General features: G+C 66.9%; 25 protein-coding genes and 1 tRNA gene. 19 read left to right on the top strand and 7 right to left on the bottom strand.

Annotation, left to right across the window (positions count from 1 at the left end):
- The first annotated feature begins 64 nt into the window (after positions 1 to 64).
- The 5 genes from BMI85_RS02335 to BMI85_RS02315 all read left to right on the top strand — a co-directional run bounded on the left by BMI85_RS02335 (position 65) and on the right by BMI85_RS02315 (position 6253).
- Positions 65 to 1423 carry a helix-turn-helix transcriptional regulator gene (locus tag BMI85_RS02335; RefSeq protein WP_078599373.1) on the top strand — a complete coding sequence of 453 codons (1359 nt, stop codon included), beginning with the start codon at positions 65 to 67 and terminating at the stop codon, positions 1421 to 1423.
- Positions 1424 to 1474: 51 nt separating this feature from the next.
- The gene (locus tag BMI85_RS02330; protein WP_078539609.1) at positions 1475 to 1870 is read left to right on the top strand and encodes a response regulator; all 396 of its coding nucleotides are present in this window, start codon (positions 1475 to 1477) and stop codon (positions 1868 to 1870) included.
- Entirely contained in the window at positions 1870 to 2208 is a 339-nt protein-coding gene (locus BMI85_RS02325) for a hypothetical protein (protein WP_246831612.1), read from the top strand. The genes BMI85_RS02330 and BMI85_RS02325 overlap by 1 nt, the downstream gene beginning before the upstream one ends.
- A gap of 1 nt (position 2209) precedes the next feature.
- Complete coding sequence (locus BMI85_RS02320) at positions 2210 to 4936, top strand: ATP-binding protein (RefSeq protein WP_078599372.1); 2727 nt, start codon at positions 2210 to 2212, stop codon at positions 4934 to 4936.
- Between the two features lie 81 nt (positions 4937 to 5017).
- Positions 5018 to 6253 (top strand): FliM/FliN family flagellar motor C-terminal domain-containing protein, encoded by a 1236-nt coding sequence (locus BMI85_RS02315; protein WP_078599371.1) that lies wholly within the window; start codon positions 5018 to 5020, stop codon positions 6251 to 6253.
- A gap of 46 nt (positions 6254 to 6299) precedes the next feature.
- On the opposite strand, the gene BMI85_RS02310 is transcribed toward BMI85_RS02315, so the two are convergent.
- Both BMI85_RS02310 and BMI85_RS02305 read right to left on the bottom strand, forming a co-directional pair.
- Positions 6300 to 6800, bottom strand: a complete 501-nt coding sequence (locus BMI85_RS02310) for a DUF6691 family protein (RefSeq protein ID WP_078539606.1) — start codon at positions 6798 to 6800, stop codon at positions 6300 to 6302.
- Positions 6800 to 7225, bottom strand: a complete 426-nt coding sequence (locus BMI85_RS02305) for a YeeE/YedE thiosulfate transporter family protein (protein ID WP_078519514.1) — start codon at positions 7223 to 7225, stop codon at positions 6800 to 6802. Before BMI85_RS02305 ends, BMI85_RS02310 begins: the two co-directional genes overlap by 1 nt.
- Positions 7226 to 7419: 194 nt before the next feature.
- Here BMI85_RS02305 and BMI85_RS02300 point away from each other — a divergent pair, with 194 nt between their 5' ends.
- On the top strand, positions 7420 to 7758 hold the full coding sequence (locus BMI85_RS02300; RefSeq protein ID WP_078539605.1) for a TraR/DksA family transcriptional regulator: 339 nt from the start codon (positions 7420 to 7422) through the stop codon (positions 7756 to 7758).
- A 131-nt stretch (positions 7759 to 7889) separates the two neighbouring features.
- On the top strand, positions 7890 to 9911 hold the full coding sequence (locus tag BMI85_RS02295; RefSeq protein WP_078599370.1) for an enoyl-CoA hydratase-related protein: 2022 nt from the start codon (positions 7890 to 7892) through the stop codon (positions 9909 to 9911).
- A 29-nt stretch (positions 9912 to 9940) separates the two neighbouring features.
- Here the strand turns inward: BMI85_RS02295 and BMI85_RS02290 are convergent, their stop codons facing one another.
- A complete protein-coding gene (locus tag BMI85_RS02290) occupies positions 9941 to 10156 on the bottom strand; it encodes a hypothetical protein (protein WP_075774390.1) in 216 nt (71 codons plus the stop codon).
- A 206-nt stretch (positions 10157 to 10362) separates the two neighbouring features.
- Between BMI85_RS02290 and BMI85_RS02285 the strand changes: the two genes are divergently transcribed.
- A complete protein-coding gene (locus BMI85_RS02285) occupies positions 10363 to 10614 on the top strand; it encodes a DUF2312 domain-containing protein (protein WP_078539603.1) in 252 nt (83 codons plus the stop codon).
- Positions 10615 to 10662: 48 nt separating this feature from the next.
- On the opposite strand, the gene BMI85_RS02280 is transcribed toward BMI85_RS02285, so the two are convergent.
- A complete protein-coding gene (locus BMI85_RS02280; protein WP_078599369.1) occupies positions 10663 to 11538 on the bottom strand; it encodes a hypothetical protein in 876 nt (291 codons plus the stop codon).
- A 278-nt stretch (positions 11539 to 11816) separates the two neighbouring features.
- Here BMI85_RS02280 and BMI85_RS02275 point away from each other — a divergent pair, with 278 nt between their 5' ends.
- The 7 genes from BMI85_RS02275 (at position 11817) to BMI85_RS02245 (ending at position 17102) form a co-directional block, all read left to right on the top strand.
- Positions 11817 to 13379, top strand: coding sequence for an iron ABC transporter permease (locus tag BMI85_RS02275; RefSeq protein WP_078599872.1), 1563 nt, complete (start codon positions 11817 to 11819; stop codon positions 13377 to 13379).
- A 48-nt stretch (positions 13380 to 13427) separates the two neighbouring features.
- Positions 13428 to 13503 (top strand) — tRNA-Thr (locus tag BMI85_RS02270).
- Between the two features lie 36 nt (positions 13504 to 13539).
- Positions 13540 to 14229, top strand: coding sequence for a MotA/TolQ/ExbB proton channel family protein (locus BMI85_RS02265; protein WP_078599368.1), 690 nt, complete (start codon positions 13540 to 13542; stop codon positions 14227 to 14229).
- A 10-nt stretch (positions 14230 to 14239) separates the two neighbouring features.
- Positions 14240 to 14623: a biopolymer transporter ExbD gene (locus BMI85_RS02260; protein WP_078599367.1), complete on the top strand. Its 384-nt coding sequence runs from the start codon at positions 14240 to 14242 to the stop codon at positions 14621 to 14623.
- The gene (locus BMI85_RS02255; protein ID WP_078599366.1) at positions 14620 to 15033 is read left to right on the top strand and encodes a biopolymer transporter ExbD; all 414 of its coding nucleotides are present in this window, start codon (positions 14620 to 14622) and stop codon (positions 15031 to 15033) included. The genes BMI85_RS02260 and BMI85_RS02255 overlap by 4 nt, the downstream gene beginning before the upstream one ends.
- Positions 15030 to 15872, top strand: a complete 843-nt coding sequence (locus BMI85_RS21305; RefSeq protein WP_078599365.1) for a TonB family protein — start codon at positions 15030 to 15032, stop codon at positions 15870 to 15872. The genes BMI85_RS02255 and BMI85_RS21305 overlap by 4 nt, the downstream gene beginning before the upstream one ends.
- Positions 15873 to 15929: 57 nt before the next feature.
- Positions 15930 to 17102: a M20 aminoacylase family protein gene (locus BMI85_RS02245; RefSeq protein WP_078599364.1), complete on the top strand. Its 1173-nt coding sequence runs from the start codon at positions 15930 to 15932 to the stop codon at positions 17100 to 17102.
- Positions 17103 to 17105: 3 nt separating this feature from the next.
- Here the strand turns inward: BMI85_RS02245 and BMI85_RS02240 are convergent, their stop codons facing one another.
- Positions 17106 to 17513: a universal stress protein gene (locus BMI85_RS02240; RefSeq protein ID WP_078599363.1), complete on the bottom strand. Its 408-nt coding sequence runs from the start codon at positions 17511 to 17513 to the stop codon at positions 17106 to 17108.
- Positions 17514 to 17665: 152 nt separating this feature from the next.
- A complete protein-coding gene (gene moaA / locus BMI85_RS02235; protein WP_078599362.1) occupies positions 17666 to 18673 on the bottom strand; it encodes a GTP 3',8-cyclase MoaA in 1008 nt (335 codons plus the stop codon).
- 135 nt (positions 18674 to 18808) lie between these two features.
- On the opposite strand from moaA, the gene BMI85_RS02230 reads away from it, so the two are divergent.
- From BMI85_RS02230 to BMI85_RS02215, 4 genes are all read left to right on the top strand, one after another.
- Positions 18809 to 19297 (top strand): hypothetical protein, encoded by a 489-nt coding sequence (locus BMI85_RS02230; RefSeq protein ID WP_078599361.1) that lies wholly within the window; start codon positions 18809 to 18811, stop codon positions 19295 to 19297.
- 8 nt (positions 19298 to 19305) lie between these two features.
- On the top strand, positions 19306 to 19752 hold the full coding sequence (locus BMI85_RS02225) for an isoprenylcysteine carboxylmethyltransferase family protein (protein WP_246832467.1): 447 nt from the start codon (positions 19306 to 19308) through the stop codon (positions 19750 to 19752).
- A gap of 287 nt (positions 19753 to 20039) precedes the next feature.
- Complete coding sequence (locus tag BMI85_RS02220) at positions 20040 to 21614, top strand: Re/Si-specific NAD(P)(+) transhydrogenase subunit alpha (protein ID WP_078599360.1); 1575 nt, start codon at positions 20040 to 20042, stop codon at positions 21612 to 21614.
- Between the two features lie 15 nt (positions 21615 to 21629).
- A complete protein-coding gene (locus tag BMI85_RS02215) occupies positions 21630 to 23063 on the top strand; it encodes an NAD(P)(+) transhydrogenase (Re/Si-specific) subunit beta (RefSeq protein ID WP_078599359.1) in 1434 nt (477 codons plus the stop codon).
- Positions 23064 to 23310: 247 nt separating this feature from the next.
- Here the strand turns inward: BMI85_RS02215 and BMI85_RS02210 are convergent, their stop codons facing one another.
- Entirely contained in the window at positions 23311 to 23739 is a 429-nt protein-coding gene (locus tag BMI85_RS02210) for a SufE family protein (protein WP_078599358.1), read from the bottom strand.
- Between the last annotated feature and the right edge of the window lie 62 nt (positions 23740 to 23801).

Below are 23801 nucleotides of genomic sequence, written 5' to 3'. Positions count from 1 at the left end.
ACCGCTGTAAAACTATTTTCTTCTTCTGCACTTGTTTGTAAAAACGGGTGCAGGAGGAGTTTACATGGCCCGTTCCCCGCTGACCGGCACCCGCATCCGCGAGCGGCGCAATGCGCTTGGCTTGAAGCAGGCTGAACTGGCGCGGGCCTCCGGGATTTCGGCGGCCTATCTCAACCTGATCGAGCATAATCGCCGCCGGGTCAACGATGCGTTGATCGAGCGGATCGCAGGCGCGATGGGCGTCGATCCGGTCACGCTGGGCGAAGGGGCGGAAGGGGCGTTGTTCGCCGGGCTGCGCGAAGCGGTCGCGTCGCTGGAACTGGCGGAGACAGGCAGCGGCAATGGCGCAGGCGGTACCAGCCAGGCCGCGCCCGATCTCGAGCGGATCGAAGAGTTCGTCGGTCGCTTTCCCGCATGGGCCGCGCTTCTGGTGAACCGTCAGGCGCGGCTGGCCGAGTTGGAGCGCGTGGTCGAAACCTATGCCGAGCGCATGGCGCAGGACCCGTTCCTGCTGACTTCGCTGCATGAGGTGCTCTCGGCGGTGACCTCGCTGCGTTCGACAGCCGCGATCCTTGTCGAGACCGAGGATATCGAGCCGGAATGGCGCGCGCGGTTTCTCAACACGATCCAGGAGGAAAGCCTGCGCCTGTCGGGAACGGCGGAGGCGCTGGTCGGCTATCTCGACGAGATGGAAACCGCCGAGACCGGCCTGTCCTCGCCGCAAGAACAGCTCGAGGCGTGGCTCGAGGCGCGCGGTTGGCATGTCCCGGAACTGGAGGAGGCGGGCAACGATCCGGAAGCACTGATCGCGGGCGCGCCGGAATTGGCGTCCTCGGCGGCCCGGGAACTGGCGCGGAGCCATTTGCAGCGGCAGGCGGAGGATGCGCGCGCCTTGCCGCTGGACCCGGTGCTGGCGGCTCTGGCCGAGCTCGGCCCCGATCCGGGTGCGCTGGCGGCACGCTTTGCCGTGCCGCTCGCGCAGGTGTTGCGGCGGCTCGCGGCGTTGCCAGAGGGCGCGCCGGGCTTGGGGCAGCCGGGATTGGTGATCTGCGACGGCTCGGGCACGCTGACCTTCCGCCGCGCAGCCCCCGGGTTTCTGCTGCCGCGCTTCGCCGCGGCCTGTCCGCTCTGGCCGCTTTATGAGGCGCTTGCACGACCGATGCAGCCGATCCGGGCGTTGGTCGATATGGCGGGGCGGTTGCCGCAACGCTTCCTGACCTATGCCGTCTCCGAGCCGCGCCCGACGGGGTTCGACGGCCCGGTGCTGATGCGCGCCACCATGCTGATCCTGCCAGGGCCCGCGCAGAGCGCTGATGCGCCGGCGCGCCCGATCGGTGCGTCGTGCCGTATCTGTCCGCGTGGCGAGTGTCCGGGGCGGCGCGAGCCCTCGATCGTCGCGGATGCGTCGGCGGGGAGGGCGTGAGGGTTTGACAGGGCGCGACACGGTGGCGATAGTCGGGTGAGGGGGATGGCTATGGCGCAAAGACAGGTGCTGTTGATCGAGGACGAGCCGCATATCGCGGAAGCGATCCGGTTCATTCTGACGCGTGCGGGCTGGACGGTGTCGGTGCTCGAAGACGGCGCGCGCGCAATGGCGCGCATCATCGGCGATCCGCCCGATGCAATCATCCTCGATCTGATGCTGCCGGGGCGCTCCGGTCTCGAAATCCTTGCCGATATGCGCGCGGATGCCGCGCTGCGCGATTTGCCCGTTCTGATGCTCAGCGCACGGGGGCAGGGGCGCGACCGCGATGCGGCGACCCGCGCCGGTGCGACGGCCTTCCTCGCTAAGCCATTTGCCAATGGCGATGTGCTCGACCAGCTCGAAGCGATCACCGGCGGGGGTGCAGCGCGCCGGGAGCCCGCCTGATGCCGCAGACGGGCCAGCCGCTCTTTCTTGCCCGCCGTTCCTATCGCCGCCGCCGCCTGATGGATGCGGCGCGGCTTTTGCCGATTGTCGGGCTGGTGCTGATCATGATGCCGGGTCTGTGGCACCCGGCGCAGACCCCTGTGCCCGACACCGGGCGTGGCGGGCTCTACCTTTTCGCGGTCTGGATCGTGCTGATCGTCGCGGCTTTCGCCATTTCCCGCGGGCTTGGCCCGGTGCTCAACGCAGAGGACGTGCCCGAAGGCAATGGCGAGGCCGAGGGCCCAACCGCCGCCGCAACCGCCAGCCGCGCGTCGGACGCGCCGCCGCCGGAGGGCTGAGATGCCCTTCAATAATCTCGTCGCGGTCTGCCTGACCTATGTGATCGTGCTCTTCTCGGTGGCGTTCGTGGCCGAACGCCGCGCGCAGCGCCGCCGCCTGCGCTTTCTGCGCTCGCCGGTGATCTACACGCTCTCGCTGTCGATCTACTGCACCGCCTGGACCTTTTACGGTGCGGTTGGCTACGCGGCGCGCTCGGGCTTGGAATTCTTGACGATCTACCTTGGCCCGACGCTGATCTTCGTCGGCTGGTGGTGGGTGCTGCGCAAGCTGGTGCGGATCGGGCGCACCCATCGCGTGACCTCGATCGCGGACCTGATTTCCAGCCGCTACGGCAAGTCGAACACGCTGGGCGTCATCGTCACGCTGATGTCGGTCGCCGCCGCCACGCCCTACATCGCGCTGCAACTGCAATCGGTGACGCTGAGCTTCGGCGTCTTCGCGGCTGGCACGCCCGAGGGCTGGGCGCTGCCCGATCAAGGGGCGACGGCGCTGTGGATCGCGGGCGGGCTTGCGATTTTCACCATCCTCTTCGGCACCCGAAACCTCGATGCGAACGAGCGTCACCACGGTGTCGTCACCGCGATTGCGTTGGAGGCGGTGGTGAAACTGGTCGCGCTGGTCGCGGTGGGCGTCTTCGTCGTCTGGGGACTGGGCGGCGGGCCGATCGACATGCTCTCGCGGATCGACGCTTCGAAGATCGCGGAATGGGATCTCCATCCGGGACGCTTCGCGGGGCTGACTTTCGTCTCCGCGGCCGCGATCCTGACCTTGCCGCGGATGTTTCAGGTGCTCGTTGTGGAGAATGTCGACGAGCGGCACCTCGCGACCGCAAGCTGGGCTTTCCCGGCCTACCTGATGCTGATGAGCCTCTTCGTCGTGCCGATCGCGGTGATGGGGCTCGAGCGGATGCCCGAGGGTGCGAACCCCGATCTGTTCGTGCTCACGTTGCCGCTGTCCGAGGGGCAGGGGAAGCTGGCGCTGCTGGCCTTCCTCGGCGGGTTTTCTTCGGCCACGTCTATGGTGATCGTCGCCGCCATTGCGCTGGCGACGATGGTCTCGAACCATATCGTGACGCCCCTGTGGCTTGCGCTGCGTCGGGAGGGGCCGCGCGCCCAGGGCGATGTGCGCGGGCTGGTTCTGGCCTCGCGCCGGGTCTCGATCATCGCGGTGCTGGCGATGGGCTATGCCTATTACCGGATGTCGGGCGGCTCCGAGGCGCTGGCGGCAATCGGGCTGATCGCATTCGTAGGCGCGGCGCAGGTGCTGCCCGCGCTGATCGGCGGCATCTTCTGGCGCGGTGCGACCCATGTGGGGGCGGCGGCGGGGCTGGTGATCGGCTTCGCACTTTGGGCCTATACGCTCTTTCTGCCCTCGGTGGGCGACGCCGGGCTGATACCGCAGATCGTTCTGGATCACGGGCTGTTCGGGTTCGAATGGCTGCGCCCGCATGCGCTGTTCGGGATCGCGGGGCTCGACCCGCTGCTGCACGCCCTGTTCTGGTCGCTGCTGTTCAACACGCTCGCCTTTCTGGTCTTCTCGATGCTGTCCTTCCCCGGCCCGATGGAGCGGCTGCAGGGCGTGGCCTTCGTCAATATCTACGATCAAAGCCCCGCCGCGCGCTCCTGGGTGCAAGGCGGAGCCGAGGCAGAAGACCTGCTGTCGATGTCGCAGCGGATTCTGGGCGCCGAGCCTGCACAACATTTCTTTCAGGCACAGGCGGCGGGGCAGGGCAAGGCCGGGTTCCTGCCCGACACCACACCCGATTTCCTCGCCCGGCTGGAGCGGAAACTGGCGGGCTCGGTCGGGGCGTCGACGGCGCATGCGATGATCGCGCAACTGACCGGGGGCACCTCCGTGTCGATGCAGGACCTGATCGCCGTGGCGGGCGAGACGGCGGAGGCCAAGGAATACACCGCGCGGCTCGAGGCGAAATCCGAGGAGCTCGCGCGGGTGGCGCGGGCGCTGCGCGAGGCCAATGACAAGCTGCAGGATCTGTCAGTGCAGAAGGACAGCTTCCTCAGCCAGATCAGCCACGAGCTGCGCACGCCGATGACTTCGATCCGGGCATTTTCCGAGATTCTGATGGAGCCCGATCTGCCGGATTCGATGCGCGCGCAATACGCCGAGATCATCCATGAGGAAGCGCGCCGCCTGACCCGGCTGCTCGACGATCTGCTCGACCTCTCTGTGCTGGAGAACCGCCGCGCACAGCTCAATGTCTCGGTCGCCAATCTTCACGATCTGATCAATCGCGCGGTGCAATCGGCCTCCTCGACCCAGCCCGAGCGCGCCTTCCGCATCGAGCGCGATTTCCCGACCGAGCACATGCCGATCTTCACCGATGCCGACCGGCTGGTTCAGGTCATGATCAACCTGATCTCGAACGCGCGGAAGTATTGCGATGCCGAGAAGGCGGTGCTGCGGATCGAGGTGAAGCGCCGCGGCAAGCGGGTGCAGATCGACTTCATCGACAATGGCGCGGGCATTCCGAAGAAGAGCCAGAAGCTGATCTTCGAGAAATTCGCCCGCCTGACCGATCAAAGCCGCGCCGGCAGCGCGGGTCTCGGCCTCGCGATCTGCCGCGAGATCATGACCAATCTGGGCGGCACGATCGATTACGTCCCCGGGCAGGGCGGGGCCGCGTTCCGCATCAGTCTGCCGCTGAGGCGCAGCGATCAGCGCGCGCCCTCCGATCAGCCCTCCGAGAGCGCAGCCCTTTCTCGCTAAGCCGCGAAACACTTGTTGTTTTCAACGTTTTGTAAACCTCGATCTGCCAAAGCTGAGCCATGAGACCCCGAAGGCGGGTGGATGGAGGCCATGGTTCACGAGCGCGAGACATCGGTGCTGCGGCGCAAGACCGAGGCGGCGAAGGCGGGTGCGGGCGCGGCCCCGATCACGCCTGCGCGCGCGATCACGCTCGCGCTGTCCAAGGTCGCGCAGGATATGCTCGAACTGCCGCTGCAGGTCGCCTCGATCGAGGAGGCGACACGGTCGCTCGCCGATCTGCCCGAGATGCTCGAAGATCTGTCGCTGCTTGCGGTGATCGAAGGGCCGGGGGAGGCGCTTGGCGTCCTCGCATTGCCGCCTGCCACCCTGGCCACGCTGATCGAGATGCAGACGATGGGGCGGTTCGGCAAGACCATGCCCGCCCCGCGCAAACCCACCCGGATCGATGCCGCTATCGCCGCCGATTTCGTCGATGCGGTGCTGGCCGAGATCGAGGAGGGTTTGATCAGCGACCCGGCGATTTCGTGGGCTGGGGGCTTCCGCTTCGCCTCGCATCTCGACGATCCCCGGCCGCTTGGCCTGCTGCTGGAAGATGTCAGCTACCGCGTCTGGACGGCGCAGCTTGGCTTCGGCACCGGGGGCGAACGCAGCGGCGGATTCCTCTGGGCGGTTCCGCGCGAAGGTCGGGGCGCCGCGATGCGCCGCGTGGCCCCGGCGGCGGGCGAAAATCCGGAGGGCGGTGCGGGGCCCAAGGCGGAAAGCTTCATCCCCGAAGACCCCGCGCGCGACTGGTCCGACACGTTCGAACGCTCCATTCTGGCGGCCTCCGCGCAGCTCGAAGCGGTCCTGCACCGCGTCACGCTGCCGCTGTCTACTGTGCTGACACTGCGCCCCGGCACAGAGATCCCGATCCCGGAAGACGCGTTGGAGAAGATCACGCTCGAGGCGCAGGGACGGCGCAAGCTCTCGCTCGCCCGTCTCGGCCAGAGCCACGGGCTACGTGCGCTGCGCCTGCGCGAGGAAGGCGAGGCGGCGAATGGCGTTGGCCGGGGGGCGGATGCTTTCGATGCCGGGGCGTCGCCCTATGCGCAGGCCCCGACGGTCGACGCGGTGCCGGGCCTGTCCAGCCTCGGCGACCCGCTCGATCCGGCCTATGACCCGGAGGAGGGCGTCGATGTCGTCCACGCGCGCGAGCCGCGCGGGTTGGACGGGCTTGAACCCGATATGGATTTTGGCGAGCCACTCGATCTTGATGCGCTCTCCTCGACGGAAGACGACGACGCGCTGCCACCGCTCAAGATCCAATCGGGCATGTGAACGCGCCCCCGCCCTAGGGGACGCGAATGCGGGCTGCGGCGGCGGCTTATGCGCCGCGCGTCGCCGAGGTCGCGGGCGTCTCTTTGGTCCCGTTCTCGCAGGGCGGCACTTCCAGCGTGCTGCGATCCAACAGGCTCAGCCACGCTTTCGCCCGCGGTGCGAGCGCCATCCCGACCCCCATCGCGATCAGGAACAGCCAGCCCTCCCAGCCATTGAAGGACAGCGAGCCCATCGCGGGGCCGGGGCACAGGCCCGCAAGGCCCCAACCCGCGCCGAACAGGAGCGAGCCGAGCACGAGATTGCGATCCACGAGCCGCGGAAACGGCCCCGGCATCGGCGAGCCCAGCATCGAGGTTTCGCGGCGCTTCGCGAAGATCCAGACGAAGAACATCACGCTCACCGCGCCGCCCATCACGAAGGCCAGCGTCGGGTCCCAATCGCCGAACACGTCGAGCCAGCCCTGCACCTTTTTCGTGTCGACCATGCCCGCCACGAGAAGCCCCGCGCCGAACAGCCCTCCCGAGAGGAATGCGAAGAAATTGCGCATCAGATCACTCCCAGAAAATGCCGGAAGATCACGAGGACCAGCGCACCGCCGAGCAGGTAGAAGGCGGTGGCGACGATCCCGCGCAGCGAAAATCGCGAGATGCCGCAGACGCCGTGGCCCGAGGTGCAGCCATTCGCGATCCGCGTGCCCAGGCCCACCATCAGGCCTGCGGCTACGATCACCCAGACGGAACTGGTCATATGGGTGTCGACTGTTGTGTAAAGCGGCACGAGAAGCGGTGGCACCGCGATCAGCCCGCCGAGGAAGGCCACGCGCTCGGACACAGTCTCGCGGCCCGAGCCGTCGACCAAGCCGCCGATAATGCCGCTTGCGCCCATGATCCGGCCGTTGACCAGCAGAAACAGGCCAGCGCCCGCGCCAATCATCAGGCCTCCGACGAGGCCCCAAATCCAATCTTGATGCATGAGCTCTCCCTGTGCTCAATTGCGGATCGAACGGGCTCTCCCGGACCCGTCAGAGTTGTAATGCTAGACCTCACGCCCGTGACGGTGCAAGCAATTTGATATCTGCATATGTGCGTGAGTGCGACCGGTTGATTTGCGTCAAGGCGGATAAATGCTTGCCTGTTTAGGTGGTTGTATCGATCAAGGAGGACAGGATGAAGTCGATTGAAACGCGCAAGAGCGAACTCGAAACCCGCCGGGCGCAACTCTCGGAACGGATGGCGCAGGTCGAATCCGAGCTTGAGAGCCACGAAGAAAAAGATTGGGACGACGCCGCGATCGAGCATGAGAGCGACGAGGTTCTCGAAGACCTCGGCCAGTCGGCGCAGTCCGAGATCCGCGCGATCGACGCCGCCCTGGCCCGGATCGAGGCGGGCGAATACGGCTATTGCGTCACCTGCGGCGAGCGCATCGACGAGGCACGGCTCGATCTGCTGCCCGCAACACCGTTTTGCCGGGCGCATGCACCGGGCGCGAAGGCGACCCGCCAGTAACCTCTGGCCTACCGTTTCAAAGGGGCAAGGGCAGTCAATTGCCCCTGCGCGCCTCCCCCGGGGATGCGCGATTTCCCTTTTGTTTTGAACCTGCTTCGCTTTAAACTTCGCGCGGCGGTGGATCGCACGGAATGCCCCGCCACAAGTGGGGGACGATGGCGAACCGGGTGAAATTTCGCACACAGGACGGGCTGGCTTGGCTGACGCTCGCAGCGCTTGACGATCAGGGCGCGCGGGCCGGTATCACGGCCCAGATGCGCCGCGCGATCGGCGGCGTGCTCGACCGGGTCGAAGGCGACAAGAGCCTGCGCGGTCTGGTCCTGCAGGGCGGGGCTTCGGGCTGGCCCTGCGCACCCGATCCGCTGGAAGATTTCGACGCGATCACGCCGCGCCCGGCGAAGGGCGAAGAGGTGCCGAGCCTGTCGGAGCTTTGCCGACGACTCGGGGCGCTCGACCTGCCGGTGCTTGCGCGGCTCTCCGGGCGGATCGCGGGCGGCTCGATGGCGCTGGCGCAGGCCGCCGATCTGCGCATCGCCGATCCTGATACCTGTTTTGCGGCACCGGAATTCGCGCTTGGCGGCTTCGTCGGTGCAGGCGGCCTCGTGCGGCTCGCGCGGCGGATCGGCGGTGCGCGGGCGCTTGCGATCGTGGCCGCCGGTGAGGAGGTCGAGGCCGAGCCCGCCCGGGCGCAGGGCCAATGCGATCTTGTGCTGGGCGCGACCGATCGCAGCCAGATTGCCGCCGCTCTCGATATGCTGATCGCCGAGGGTGTACCGCGCACCGATACCGCGCTCGACGATCCCGCAACCTATCTCAACGATCTCGCGCCGCTGCGGGTACAGCTGGGAAAGGGCGCGCTTGCGCCGGTCGGCGCGCGCCTGTTCGAAGTGGTCGAAGGCGCGCTGTTGCTGCCGCTCGACGAGGCGCTCGATGTCGAGGCGGTCGCCTTGCAGGAATTGCTCGAGGCGCCGCTGTCACAGGCGTTGCGCCACGCCGCACGGGCCACGCGCCGCGCCGCGCATCTGCCCGGCGAGGGCACGCCTACCGCGCCCGCGCCGCTGCGCATCGGCCTTTGGGATCAGCCCGCCGCGATGGCCGGAGGCTTGCTTGCCGCCGGGCACGAAGTCGTGTTCGGCGCAAGCGACCCCGCCGCGATCGAGACGGCTTTTGCCGATATCGCGCGCAAGCAGGAGATCGCGGTGCAGTCCGGCGCTCTGTCACCCGACATTCGCGAGGCCGATTGGGCGCGGCTTGGCGCGGCGATGACCCGCGAGGGGCTGTCGGGCTCGGATGCGCTGATCGCCTCGGGCAAAGGAAATTTCCCGCCCGCGCCGCTGAGCGCGCGCAACGCCGATGATCTGGCTGACGGCGCGGAGGACTTCGGGCTGCGCTGCACCGGCGATCTGTGTGAGCTCGTGCCGCCCGAGGGCGCGCTGCCTGCCGATCTCTACGCGATGGCTGGGCTGCTCCGGCAGGGTGGGGCGCAGGTATTGCGCAGTGGCCCGGGCGCGGGCGGCATCGCCGATCATCTGCGCGTCGCCTATATCGCCGCAGCAGAGCGTGCGGTGCTGGCCGGGGCCTCGGTCGCGCAGGTCGATGCGGCGGTACGCGAGGCAGGCGGCACACGCCCGCCGCTGGAACTAGCCGACCGGTTGGGCATCGACGCCGTGCTGGAGGATTTCGTGCGGCTGCATCGCCCGTTCGGCCCGCTTCTGAGCCTGCTCGCGCTCGATGCCGCGGCGACTGGCGCGCGGCGACAGGGCTTTTACGATTGGTCCGAGGGCACGCCGCGCCCGGTGCCCGATCAGGCCGAGGCGCTGGCGGCTTTGCGCGACGAGGCCGGGATCGTGCCGCGCCGTCTTTCCAATGCGCGCATCCGCGCCCGGATTCTGGCCGAGCTTGCCAATTGCGGGGCGGGGCTCTTGCAGCACGCGCAGGCGCATCGGGCGGGCGATATCGACGTCGCGGCGCGCCACGTGCTGGGTTTTGCACCGCAGATGGGCGGCGTGATGTTCGCCGCCGACCGCGCGGGCCTTCTTGGGACGCGCAAGCTGCTGCGCGAGCTGGCCGAAGAGGGCGCGCCCGAGCCGGTCACGCTATGGGATGTGCTGATCCGCAACGGCAAATGCTTCGCCGATCTCGACGACGCGTGAGGGGACGTGCTTGAAGGGGCAGGGCCGCCTCAGCCGAGGAAGATGCCCAGCACCACCATCATCAGCCCGATCACCGACACGAACAGCGCGCCCATATTGATCGCGATGATTTTTTGCAGCCGAGCGCGCAGCTCTTCATCGGGCAGGCCGGCGCGTTTGGCGCTGGCCACTTTGACGATGCAATACAGGATGCCGAACAGCCCGATCACCGAGACGACGGCCCCTGCCCAGATCAGATTTTCCATTGCGGCCTCCGAAAGTTGCGCGCGCCTGCCTAGCCCGTCGCGGGGGGTATGGCAAGAAAAACGCGGGCACCCGCGATCTTGCGGGAAGAAGCGGGAGGGGCGGGCGTCCTCCCATAACCCGCCGATCCGCGCGCGCCGCCTCTTGATGCGCGCAGACGCTCGGGCTAGTCAGAGCGCCGACCCCCGTTCGCAAGCAGGAGAGGCCCATGCCCAACGATGCCGCCTACAATGTCACCGCCGATGAGCTGCGCCAGTTTGTCGAGCAGTTCGAGAGCCTCGAAGCCGAGAAGAAAGACATCGCCGAGCAGCAGAAGGACATCATGTCCGAGGCCAAGGCCCGCGGCTATGACACCAAGGTGTTGAAGAAGATCGTCGCCCTGCGCAAACGCGACAAGGATGACGTGGCCGAGGAAGAAGCGATTCTCGACCTCTACAAATCCGCGCTGGGGATGGGCTGAGCGCTATTGCGCGCCGGACGGTGATCCGGCGCGAACCGCGCCCTTCGCTTAGGGTGCGATGAATTCCACACCGGGCATCCGCGCGATCGCGGCGACGTCGGCATCGTATTGCGCGGTGATCTCGTCGACCAGCTCATCGGTCCAGCCCGGCAGCGGTGCCTCGATCTCGAGCGCCTCGGGCTTGGCGTATTTGTCGAGGAAGGCCGCCACGATCTTGCGCCGGTGCAGCACCGATTTCGGCGGGTTCGCGGCGAAATAGCTGCGCAGCCGTTCGATCCCCTCCTCGGGCATGATCTGACGCAGCACCATCATGTCGCCCTTGAGCGTCTGATCCTCCGGCAATCCGCCGACCGAGCGCAGCACCTCGGGCCAGATCAGCGGCAAATCCTCGTTGCACCAGATCACGAAACGCCGCCCGCCCGCGGCTTCCACCATCTGACGGATCAGCGGTTCCCAGCGCAGCTCGCGCGGGTCGTGCCCTTCCATGATCTGCTCGTAGCTGCGTTTGGGCAGCCGGGCGACCAACTGCGGGATCAGGCTCGCGGGGTTGATCAGTGCGAGATGAAACTCGGTCTCTGCATCGGGAAAGAGGTTCGCGAGCGGCGCGAGCTTGCCCGGTGCCATCGCGTAGAAGCCGCGCTTGGTGATCACCCGCTCGGGGATGCACAGGAAAAACGCGTGGCTGAACACCAGCCGATCCAGCACCGGCGCCTCGGTGCTCGCCTCGATGATCGCGTCCTGCACATCCTGCGGCGCAGGCCCGCCTTTCAGCGAGACCAAAGCATCGCGCAGCACCATCCGATAGCTGCGGGGGGCGGGCACGGCGATGCGGTGAGACTCGAGGAGCCGGTCATTGCTCGACAGCGCGCCCACGATGCGATCTTCATCGGTCGAATGCGCTCCGAGATGGAAAACGACTTTCATTCTGCGCGCCTCAATATCGTCTGCCGGGTCAAGCCCTTATTGTTGCCGCTCACTCTAGCCGCTCCCTTCTGGACAGGCAAATGTGTTTCGGGGTAGGAGGGGCGAGACAATTCCGACAAAACTGATCGGGAAAGCCCGTGCCCAAATCCGCTCAATCCCTCTCGGTCCCTCCTGCGCCGGCCTTGCGCGGGCGCTTGCGTGCGGCGAGTGGGCTGTGGTCGCTCGGGGCCGTGGTGATCGCGGTACTGGTACTGGCGCCGATCCTGGCTGTCGGCTGGATGGCGCTCGATCCGCGCGACAATATCTGGCCGCATCTGATCGCGACGGTGCTGCCGCGCTACCTGATCAATACGGCAGTGCTGACGGGCGGCGTGGGGCTTCTGGCCTCGGCCATCGGGGCGGGGGCTGCGTGGCTCGTGGTGATGTATCGCTTCCCGGGGCATCGCATATTGCAATGGCTACTGCTTCTGCCGCTCGCGATCCCGGCCTATGTCGGCGCCTACGCCCTCACCGATTTCCTCGACTATTCCGGCCCGGTGCAGACCGCGATGCGCGGTGCCTTCGGCTGGGCCTCGGCGCGTGACTACTGGTTCCCCGAGATCCGCTCGCGCGAGGCGGCGGTGGTCGTGCTCTCGGCCGCGCTTTACCCCTATATCTACCTGATCACCCGCGCGGCCCTGCGCGAGCAATCCGGCGCCAGCTACGAGGTCGCCCGCGCCCTCGGCACCGGGCCTTGGGGGATGGTCTGGCGCGTGGGCCTGCCGCTCGCGCGTCCCGCCATCGCCGCGGGCGCCGCGATCGCGATGATGGAGACGGTGGCGGATTTCGGTGTCGTCGATCATTTCGGCGTGCAGACCCTAACCACGGGCATATTCTCGACATGGCTGTCGGGCGGCAATGCGGGCGGGGCGGCGCAGCTCGCGCTGGTGATCCTCGGGATCGTCCTCGCGCTTCTTATGCTCGAGAAGCTTTCGCGCCGCCGCGTCCACTATTACCAAAGCGCGCGTCAAGCCCGCCCAGTGCAGCCACAACGCCTGAAAGGTGTGGCTGGCTGGGTGGCGACGCTGGCCTGCGTGCTCCCGGTGGCTTTGGGCTTCGTGCTGCCGGTCGCGGTGATGGGCGGTCATGCGCTCGCCAATCCCGAGGCGTGGTTCGGCCGGGGCCTCGGGCTCGCGCTGTGGCACACGATACTGACAGGAGGGGCGGCGGCCGCGATCACGGTGACACTGGCGCTGTTCATGGTCTACGGGGTGCGCCTGTCGGGGCAGCGCCTGCCGCGCGCGGTGCTGCCGCTGACGACGCTGGGCTATGCCGCGCCGGGGGCGGTGCTGGCGGTCGGCATCCTGATCCCGCTCGCCGGTCTCGATCACATGCTGGCCGACGCCGTGCTGGCGATCACCGGCCACGACCCCGGGCTGCTGCTGACGGGGTCGGCTTTCGCGATCATCCTCGCCTATGTGGTGCGATTCTTCGCCATCGCCCAAGGCGCGAGCGACGCCGCCTTCGGGCGCGTGCCGCCCTCGCTGCCGATGGCCGCGCGCTCGCTGGGTCGCACGCCGGGCGGCGTTCTGCGCAGTCTCTACCTGCCCCTGATGCGCGGCTCGGTCGGCTCGGCGCTGCTTCTGGTCTTCGTCGATTGCGTGAAGGAGCTGCCCGCGACGCTGCTGCTGCGCCCGTTCAACTTCGAGACATTGGCCACGCGCACGCAGGAAAAGGCGAGCCTCGAGAACCTGGGCGATGCCTCGCCCGCCGCACTTCTGGTCTGCGCGGTGGGGCTGGTCGCTGTCGCGATCCTCGCTCGTGCGGATCAGGCCCGTGCCGATCTTGCCCGTTCCCGCTGAGCGGCGTCTTGCGCGAATTTCCAAGCCGCGCTATTGCGGGCCGGTCACGCCGGCGTAGCTCAGTTGGTAGAGCGTCTGATTTGTAATCAGGGGGTCGGGGGTTCGAGTCCCTCCGCCGGCACCACCTCACCGCGCCTGTGGGCGTGCATTGGAGGGCGCGATGGAAGCTACCGCTCAGATTTCCGGAGCTCTTCCGGGGCGCATGTTCGATGCGCTCGTGCTGGGCGGTCCGGCGATGTGGGCGATTGCGGCGCTGTCCGTGATCTCGCTCGCGGTGATTATCTGGAAAATCTGGGATTTGCTGGCCGCCGGCGCGTGGTCGGGCGGGGCACATAGCCAGGCGGCAATCGCGGCCTGGGCGGCAGGCGATCCCGACGGGGCCGAGGCGGCTCTGGCCGGGCGGCGCTCGTTGCGCGCGCAACTCGCCCGTGCCGCGATGGCGAGCCTGCGTGATCCGCAGCTGGATTGGGCCGGGGCCGAGGCCGAGACCGGCCGCGTCGCGCGCGATCTTCTGGCGCGCGCACGCTCCGGGCTGCGGGCGCTGGAACTGGCCGTGGTGATCGGCCCGCTTCTGGGGCTTCTGGGCACGGTCGCGGGGATGATCGCGGCCTTCCGCGCGTTGCAGGAGGCAGGCGTTCAGGCCGATCCGGCGACGCTTGCAGGCGGCATCTGGGAGGCGCTTTTGACGACGGCGGCGGGCATGGCTGTGGCGATCCCGGCGCAGATCGCGCTGTCGGGTTTCGATGCGGTGGTGGACCGCCTGCGCCACGACATGGAAGACGCTGCGACCCGCATCTTCGCCCGCGCGCCCGCCACGCTCACCGAGCGGCCCCGCGCCGCCGCCGAGTGAGGCGCGCGCGATGTTCGCCTTCGGTCAACCGCGCCCCCGCCGTCGCCCGGCGCTGACGCCGATGATCGACGTGGTCTTCCTGCTTCTGGTGTTCTTCATGCTCGCCTCGCGCTTCGGGGTGGAGCGCACGCTCGACCTGACCTTGGGCGGCGGCACGGCGGGCGCGGACTGGTCCGGGCCGCCGCGTCTGGTCGATGTGGGCGACGGCGGTATGGTCAGTCTGAACGGGCAGACCGTCGCGCTCTCCGATCTGGCAGGCGCGCTGCAGCCGCTGATGGAACAGCCTTCCGATCCGGTCGTGCTGCGTCCGAAAGAGGGCGATCTGAGCGCGCTGACGCAGGTGATTGAGGCGTTGCGCGGCGCGGGGCTGAGCAATCTGGTGCTGGTGCCATGAGGCTTTTCAGCGATCCGCCGCGGCGCAGCTTGCCCGAGCCGCTCTTGCCGATGATCAACGTGGTCTTTCTGCTGCTGATCTTCTTCCTGCTGGCCGCGACGCTGGCCCAGCCGACGCCCTTCGAGGTCACCCCACCCGAGGCTTCGGGCGAGGGCAAGGCCGATCCCGGCGCGCTGGTCCTGTTCGCGAATTCCGAAGGCGAGATCGCCTATGGGAAGGCGCGCGGCGATGCGGCGATTGCGGCGCTGGGAGCGGCTGCGCAGGATGCACGCTCGGACTGCGGCGATTGCGCCGACAGCCTGACCCTGCGCGCGGACGGGCAGCTTCCCGGCGACGCGCTGGCCAAGCTGATGCCGCAGCTGGCGGGTCTCGGTTTCACCGATCTCAAACTCGTGGTGCGGGGCAAATGACGCTGCGCGGGTTGGCCTTCGCGGGTGCGCTTGGGGCGGCGTTGGCGGTCCATGCGGGTGCGCTGATGGTCTGGGAGCCTGCGCCTGAGGGCGGGGCGCAATCGGCGGGCGACGGGGGCGACGCGCTCGTCTCGCTTGCGCCGTCTTCGCCGTCCATGGCCGCGCGCGTGGCCGAGTGGGAGCGCCCGCCCGAGGTCGAGACCGAGATCGCGGCGGCGCAGCCTGAGGCTCCAACCGCGCCCGAAGCGCCTGAAGCCCCGACCGAGCCGACGGAGACCGCGCCGCAGACTGCCGCAGCTCCCACGCTGACCGCGCCACCTGCGCCCGACGCGGCGTTGCCTGAACAGGCCGAGCCCGCGCCGCCCGACATGCCGCGGCCCGAGGCCAAGCCCACGCCGCCTGCGCCGAAACCGGCGAAGCCGAAGCCCAAAGCTCCCGCGAAGAAACAGGCGTCGCAGCCCGCCGCGGCTCAGCCCAAGCAGCAGGCGAAGGGGCAGGGCGAAAAAGGCGCGGCGGGCGACCGGCGCGCGGCCCCGGCGGCGACGCTCTCGGCGGGGCAGATCCGGTCCCTGATGGGATCGTGGGGCGGCGAAATCCGCGCCCGGATCGAGCGGGCCAAGCAAACGCCCTCCGGGGCAGGCGCGGGACGCGTGGTCGTGGCGCTGAATATCGCGCGCGACGGGCGGCTCATCGGCGCGTCGGTGGCGCAAAGCTCGGGCCATGCGGCGCTCGACCGGGCGGCGCTCGATGCCGTGCGCCGGGCGGGTCGATTCCCCGCCGCGCCGCAAGGCTTGAGCAAACCAAGCTACAGCTTCTCCTTGCCGATGGCCTTCCGCTGAGCGCGGCTTGCACCCGAACGCGCAGCGAGGCAGGGTAGCGCCAACCAAGGAGCGAGCATGCCGATCAAGAACCGTTTTGCCGAGATGCACACGGAAGCCACCGCATGGCGGCACGATTTTCACCGCAATCCCGAACTGCTCTACGATCTGCCGCGCACCTCCGGCCGCGTGGCCGAGCTGCTGCGCGAATTCGGCTGCGATGAGGTGGTCGAGGGGATCGGGCGCACGGGCGTTGTCGGCGTGATCGAAGGGCAGGGCACGCGCCAGGGCGGGCTGCGCTGTGTCGGGCTGCGCGCCGATATGGATGCGCTGCCGATCCGGGAGAAAACCGGTGCCGAACATGCCTCCGAAGTCGAGGGCAAGATGCATGCCTGCGGCCATGACGGGCACACGTCGACCCTGCTGGCGGCGGCGAAATACCTTTGCGAGACGCGGGCCTTCGCGGGTCGTGCCGTGGTGATCTTCCAGCCTGCCGAAGAGGGCGGGGCCGGGGCCAAGGCGATGATCGAGGATGGTCTGATGGAGCGTTTCGGCATCGAGGAGGTCTATGCGCTGCATAACATGCCGGGGATGGAACCGGGCAGCTTCGGTATCCGGCCCGATGCGATGATGGCGGCGGCGGATTTCTTCGACATCGTGGTGACCGGCAAGGGCGGCCATGCCGCGAAACCTCAGGAAGTGATCGACCCGGTGCCGATCTCCGCACATCTGATCCTCGCGCTGCAAAGCATCGTGTCCCGCGCGACCGATCCGCTGGAGGAGATCGTTCTGTCGGTCACGACGCTGGAGACGGACTCGAAAGCGCTCAACGTGATCGGCAATTCGGTGAGCCTTGGCGGGACGGTGCGCACGATGAGCGCCGAGACCCGCGATCTGGCCGAGCGCCGCCTGCGCGAGATTGCGCAGGGCGTTGCCGCGACCCATGAGGCGACGGCAGAGGTCGACTACCGGCGCGGCTATCCCGTCACGCGTAACGATGCGGCGGCGGCCGAGGCCGCAGCGCAGGTGGCCGAAGCCGTGGCAGGCACCTGCGATCGCAACGTCGATCCGATGATGGGGGCGGAGGATTTCGCCTATATGCTGGAGGTGCGCCCCGGGGCCTATGGCTTCATCGGCAATGGCCCCAGCGCGCCGCTTCATCACGCGGAATACGATTTCAATGACGCGATCCTGCCTGCGGGCGCAAGCTGGTTCGTCGGCATGATCGAGGCGCGCCTGCCAGCAGGGTGAGCCTCAGCGCATCACCATAACCGCGCATTTCGCATGGCGTACGACACGCCCGGCGGTCGAGCCGATCAGGTAATCGCCAAAGCCCGGACGGTGCGACGCGATCACGATGCAATCGGCCCCAATATGTTCGGCGTAGTTCAGGATTTCATGGCCGGGCTGACCTTCGACAATCGCCCAGGCGCCTGCGTCGAACTCCGCCGCGCGCGTGGCGAGGTCATGCTCCAACGTCTTGCGCAATTCCTCCGCATAGCCCTCGGGCATGTAATTGATCGCATAGGCGGGGACGTCTTCCATCACATGCAGCAAGGTGATGCGCGCCCCGTCGCCTGCCAGCGCCCGCGCGACATTGAGCGCGGCATCGGGGTTGTGATCTTCGTCGAAGGCGACGGGCACGAGAATGTTGGAATACATTGGTTTGGCTCCCTTTCTTTGTCGGGAGCCTGCCAGACGGTCTGGCGCTGCGCATTGATTTGAGTCACCCCGGAGGTGGGCCGCGCCACCAAATTCCCGTGAGTTGCCCGAGACCTGCGCCGCGCGCGTAGCGGACGCAGGTCCGGTGAGGCTCATCCGCCGGTATGGCTCATGTGGCGCGACATCTGACCCGAGACGGTCTGGCGCGAATAGTCGAAATCATGGCCTTTGGGCTTGCGCGAGATCGCCTCGCGGATCGCGGCTTCCAGCGCTGCATCGTCCTCGCTGGCCCGCAGGGGTGCGCGCAGATCGGCGTTGTCCTCCTGGCCCAGACACATGAACAGCTCGCCCGTGCAGGTCACCCGCACGCGGTTGCAGTTCTCGCAGAAATTATGCGTGAGCGGCGTGATGAAGCCGATCTTCTGACCGCTTTCCTCAAGGCGCACGTAGCGCGCAGGCCCGCCGGTTGATTCCGCCAGATCGGTCAGGGTGAAGCGCTCGGCCATCGCCTTGCGCACATCCGAGAGCGGCCAGTATTGATCGAGCCGCAGATCGTCGCCCATCTCGCCCATCGGCATCACTTCGATGAAGGTCAGATCGAAGCCCTCCGCCGCGCACCAGTCGATCAGGGTGAACAGCTCGTCCTCGTTGAAGCCCTTCAGCGCGACGGTGTTGATCTTGACCTTGAGGCCCGCGCGTTTTGCGGCCTCCAGACCTTTGAGTACCTGTTCGAGCCGCCCCCAGCGCGTGATCTTCGCGAATTTGTCGGCGTCGAGCGTATCGAGCGAGACGTTGATCCGCTTCATGCCCAGTGCCGCGAGATCATCGGCGAATTTCGCAAGCTGCGAGCCATTGGTGGTCAGCGTCAGCTCGCGCAGATCGCCGGTCTCCAGATGCCGCGAGATGGAGCGGAAGAAGGTCATGATATCACGCCGCACCAGCGGCTCGCCCCCGGTGATGCGCAGCTTCTTCACGCCGAGGCGGATGAAGGTCGAACAGAGCCGGTCCAGTTCTTCAAGCGTCAGCAGTTCCTTTTTCGGCAGGAACTGCATGTGTTCGGCCATGCAATAGGTGCAGCGAAAATCGCAGCGGTCGGTGACCGACACCCGCAAGTAGTCGATCGGGCGGGCGAAGGGGTCGATGAGGGGCGTGTTATCCATGGTGCGGAAAGTAAGGTGCGGGGGGCGGGGCGGCAAGGGTCGTCGCGTGGATCACGTGCGGGCAGCGCGCAGAGCGGGGGGTGGCAGTCGCCTCGGACTGCGCATAGGCTCGACGAAATTTTAAGGAGATTTCGAATGCGCAAACCCCTCTCCCGCCCGATCTTGGCGCTCACGCTGATGATGCCGATGGCGGGCTGCGCCACGCTGGGACTCAACGGCCCAAACGCCTCGGGTCCGGCGACCACGGCAGCCCCCTACGCCGCCGCTCCGGTCGCGGCCCCGATCCCGAAACCGAGTGCGAAAACCGCCGATTCCCTTGATACCACCACCGCGGAGCAGCGCGCAGAGGCGGCGAAGAAGCCCGTGGGCGGCGAGACCAAGCTTGGCACCACTATCGCGAGCTTGGGCGATCCGGCCGATCCGGGCTTCTGGGTGAAGACCGGGCTGGTCAGAAGCGAAACCCCCGGCCGGATCGAAGACCCGAAAACCGGCAAATCCGCGAAGGTCACGCTGATCCCGTCGGGCAAGGCGGCTGGCTCGGGCTCGGAAGTGTCGCTGCCCGCGCTGCGCCTGCTCGAGGTGCCGCTGACCGATCTGCCTGAACTCACCGTCTACAAACTGTAAGCGGCGCGATGAACCCTCTGCGCGAAATCGACATTCCGCCGCTCTGGCTGGTGCTGTTCGCGGCGCTGGTCTGGGCGCTGGGGCAGGACGTGCCGATGCCGTTTCGCTATGATCGTGCGCTCGGGATGATCGCGATCGCGCTTGGGCTTGCACTCATGCTGGCCGCGGTGGGGCAGATGCTGCTTCACCGCACCACCTTCATTCCGCGCCGTGACCCGTCGGACCTCGTGACCTCCGGGGTCTTCGCGCTGTCGCGCAACCCGATCTATCTCGGCGATGCGCTGGTGCTGGCGGGGCTGGCGCTGATCTGGCACGCGCCTTTGGGGCTGCTGCTGGTGCCGGTCTTTATGTGGTTCATCACGCGGCGCTACATTCTCGGCGAGGAAGCCCGGATCGCCGCGCATTTCGGCGACGTGTACACCGCCTACCGCGCCCGGACCCGCCGCTGGCTCTGATCGGGCCGCGGCAAAGTGCTGCGCCCGTCAAAAAAGCTGGTGGCGGTGCAATCGGGTCGCAGCGCAAAATGGACGACCTAACGCTCGGATATTAAACCATAAATCACCCAAAAGTTCGGTATTCAATGGTATACACGAACCGGTGAGGCGCGCCGTGACCGATTAACAAGGTTTTACGGCCCATCGGTGCTTGTGAAACATTATTGCGCGATGCTAAGGAGTACGACGCAAGATTCCGGGTGCGCAGGCCATCGGCTAAACGCACCGCTATCCAAGGGGGAGTTAGAGTGAAAATCGGAGCTCCAAAGGAGATTTTCGAGGGCGAGGCGCGGGTCGCCATGACGCCCGACTCGGCTTTGCAGCTGCAAAAGCTGGGTCATGAGTGCTTCATCGAGACCGGGGCAGGCGTCCGGGCCGGCTTCACAGACGAGGCCTATGAGGCCGCGAATGTGACCGTCATCAAGACCGCCGCCGCGCTGTTCAAAGAGGTGGATTTCGTCATCAAGGTTCGGCCGCCGAGCGATACAGAGGTCAAACGCCTCAAGCCCGGCCAGACCCTGATCTCGTTCTTCTACCCGGCCCAGAACGAAGAGCTTCTGAAAGCCGCCGAGAAGACCGGCGCGAACGTGATCGCGATGGACATGGTCCCGCGGATTTCGCGCGCGCAGAAGATGGATGCGCTGTCGTCGATGGCCAATATCGCGGGCTACCGTGCGGTGCTCGAGGCAGGCAACAATTTCGGCCGCTTCTTCACCGGTCAGGTGACGGCGGCGGGTAAGGTTCCGCCGGCGAAAGTGCTGGTTGTCGGCGCAGGCGTCGCGGGTCTTGCCGCGATCGGTGCTTCGACCTCGCTGGGTGCGATCACCTACGCGTTCGACGTGCGTCCCGAAGTGGCCGAGCAGATCGAGTCGATGGGCGCCGAGTTCGTCTATCTCGACTTTGAGGAGGCCGCGAAAGACGGCGCCGAGACGGGTGGCTATGCCGCGCCGTCCTCGCCGGAGTTCCGTGAAGCCCAGCTTGCCAAATTCCGTGAACTGGCGCCCGATATCGACATCGTCATCACCACCGCGCTGATCCCGGGCCGCGACGCCCCGGTGCTCTGGACCAAGGACATGGTCGAGGCGATGAAGCCCGGTTCCGTGATCGTGGACCTCGCCGCCGAGCGTGGCGGCAACTGCGAACTGACCGTGCCGGACCAGAAGATCGTGAGCGACAATGGCGTGACCATCGTCGGCTATACCGATTTCCCCAGCCGCATGGCGACGCAGAGCTCCACGCTCTACTCGACCAATATCCGTCACATGATGACGGACCTGACGCCCGAGAAGGACGGTGTCGTCGTCCATGACATGGAAGACGATGTGATCCGCGGTGCGACCGTGGCCTATCAGGGCGAGATCACCTTCCCGCCGCCGAAACCCAAGGTGGCCGCGATCGCGGCGCAGAAGCCGAAGGAAAAGGCCAAGGAGCTGACGCCGGAAGAGAAGCGCGCCGCCGAGGTGGCCGAGTTCAAGAAGCAGACCCGCAATCAGGTGACGCTGCTCGCCGTGGGCGCGATCGTGCTTCTGGGCGTGGGCCTCGTGGCGCCGGCCAGCTTCATGCAGCACTTCATCGTTTTCGTGCTCAGCTGTTTCGTGGGCTTCCAGGTGATCTGGAACGTCTCGCACTCGCTGCACACGCCGCTGATGGCTGTGACCAACGCGATCTCGTCGATCATCATCCTCGGCGCGCTGTTGCAGATCGGATCGGGCTCGTGGCTCGTGATCGTGCTCGCTGCGCTGTCGGTGTTCATGGCCGGGATCAACATCTTCGGTGGCTTCATGGTCACCCGGCGCATGCTCGCCATGTTCCAGAAGTCGTAAGAGGGGGAGAGCGTAATGGAAAACGGATTCTCGACCGCCGCCTATGTCGTCGCGGCAGTTCTCTTCATCCTCTCGCTGGGCGGCCTTTCGGGGCAGGAAAGCGCGAAACGGGCCGTCTGGTATGGCATCGTCGGCATGGGCCTCGCGGTTCTGGCGACGCTGATCGGCCCCGGCTCGGGCCTCTGGCTTCTCTCGGTCATTTTGATCGCGGCCGGTGGCATCATCGGCTGGTTCGTCGCGAACCGGGTGCAGATGACCGAAATGCCGCAGCTTGTGGCCGCGATGCACTCGCTGGTCGGCCTCGCCGCCGTCTTCGTGGGCTACAACGCCTATATCGAGATGGCGCGCGTCGGCGCGATGGGCGTGGAAGAGCAGCATGCGCTGAAGGGCTTCGCCGCTCTGATCGCGCATAAGACGCCGGTCGAGCTGTCGATCCTGCGCGTCGAGCTGTTCCTTGGCGTGTTCATCGGGGCCGTGACCTTCACCGGGTCGGTCGTGGCCTTCGGCAAGCTCGCGGGCAAGGTGACCTCGAAGGCCACCAAGCTGCCGGGCGGGCATATCCTCAATGCAACGGCCGCGATCCTCTCGGTGATCCTGCTGATCATGTTCATCAACGGGGCAGGGGCTTGGGCGCTGATCGCGATGACGCTTCTGGCCTTCTTCATCGGCTATCACCTGATCATGGGTATCGGCGGCGCCGATATGCCGGTCGTAGTGTCGATGCTGAACTCCTATTCGGGCTGGGCCGCGGCGGCGATCGGCTTCTCGCTGGGCAACGATCTTCTGATCGTGGTCGGCGCGCTGGTCGGCTCCTCGGGTGCGATCCTGTCCTACATCATGTGCAAGGCGATGAACCGCTCGTTCATCAGCGTTATCCTCGGCGGCTTCGGCGGCACCTCCGGTCCCGCGATGGAAGTCGAGGGCGAGCAGATCGCGATCGACGCCGACGGCGTGGCCTCTGCGCTGCGTGACGCCGATAGCGTGATCATCGTGCCGGGCTACGGCATGGCGGTGGCGCAGGCTCAGCAGGCGGTGTCGGAACTGACCCGCAAGCTGCGCAGCCAAGGCAAGGAAGTCCGTTTCGCGATCCACCCGGTCGCGGGCCGTCTGCCGGGCCACATGAACGTGCTGCTGGCCGAGGCGAAAGTGCCTTACGATATCGTTCTGGAAATGGACGAGATCAACGAGGACTTCCCCGACACCGACGTGGTGATCGTCATCGGCTCGAACGACATCGTGAACCCCGCCGCACAGGAAGATCCGAACTCGCCGATCGCCGGCATGCCGGTTCTGGAAGTGTGGAGGGCCAAGCAGGTCTTCGTCTCGAAGCGCGGTCAGGGCACCGGTTATTCGGGCATCGAGAACCCGCTATTCTACAAAGAGAACACCCGGATGTTCTATGGCGACGCCAAGGACTCGGTGAACCAACTGCTGCCGCTGATCGACTGATCGGCAGGGCAGGAAAATTGGAAACGGCCGGTCGATGGACCGGCCGTTTTCGTTTGGGATGACTGGCTCGGGGCGACCAGCCCCGGGCCGCGCCCGACCCTCCCCCCGGGAGGGCGCATTGGCGATGTCGGCGCGGGCATGGAAGTTGTTCGGGCTTGCGAGATAAACCGCCCAGCCACATGCGTTGCAACGCGCCCACCCGAGGCTCGGGCGCGTCCCTCTGTCGCTAAGTGGAAAATCTAGGGCCTTACGCCCCCACGGCCTCACCGGCCAGCTTGCGAATCCGCTCCACCATCGCGCGCAACCCGTTCGAGCGCTGCGCCGAGAGGTGGTCGTTCAGGCCCAGACGGCCCAGCTCGGCGGGCGCGTCGACCTTCAGAACGTCCTCGGCCGTCAGGCCGGAGTAAAGCGCATGCAGGATCGCGATCAGGCCCTGAACGATCATCGCGTCGCTCTCGCCCTGAAAATCGAAGGTCGCCTGCGGGCCGGTCCCCTCGATCCGGGGCAGCAGCCAGACCTGGCTCGCACAGCCCTCCACCTTGGTCGCGGGCACCTTCACCGCATCGTCCAGGGGCGGTAATTCGCGGCCCAGCTCGATCACGTGACGGTAGCGGTCCTCCCAATCGTCGAGAAATTCGAAGGTCTCGGCAATCTCTTCAAAGGCTTCGCGCGCCATGGTTACTCGCTCCTACGGACAGGGAATTGCCTATTGGGTAACGGGTTCGCGCCCGAGGGTCC

Source organism: Thioclava sp. DLFJ4-1 (assembly GCF_002020145.1).
GTDB classification, from domain to species: Bacteria; Pseudomonadota; Alphaproteobacteria; order Rhodobacterales; family Rhodobacteraceae; genus Thioclava; species Thioclava sediminum.
The sequence above is the reverse complement of the archived record's forward strand: the minus strand, read 5'-3'. Positions and strand labels throughout refer to the sequence as shown.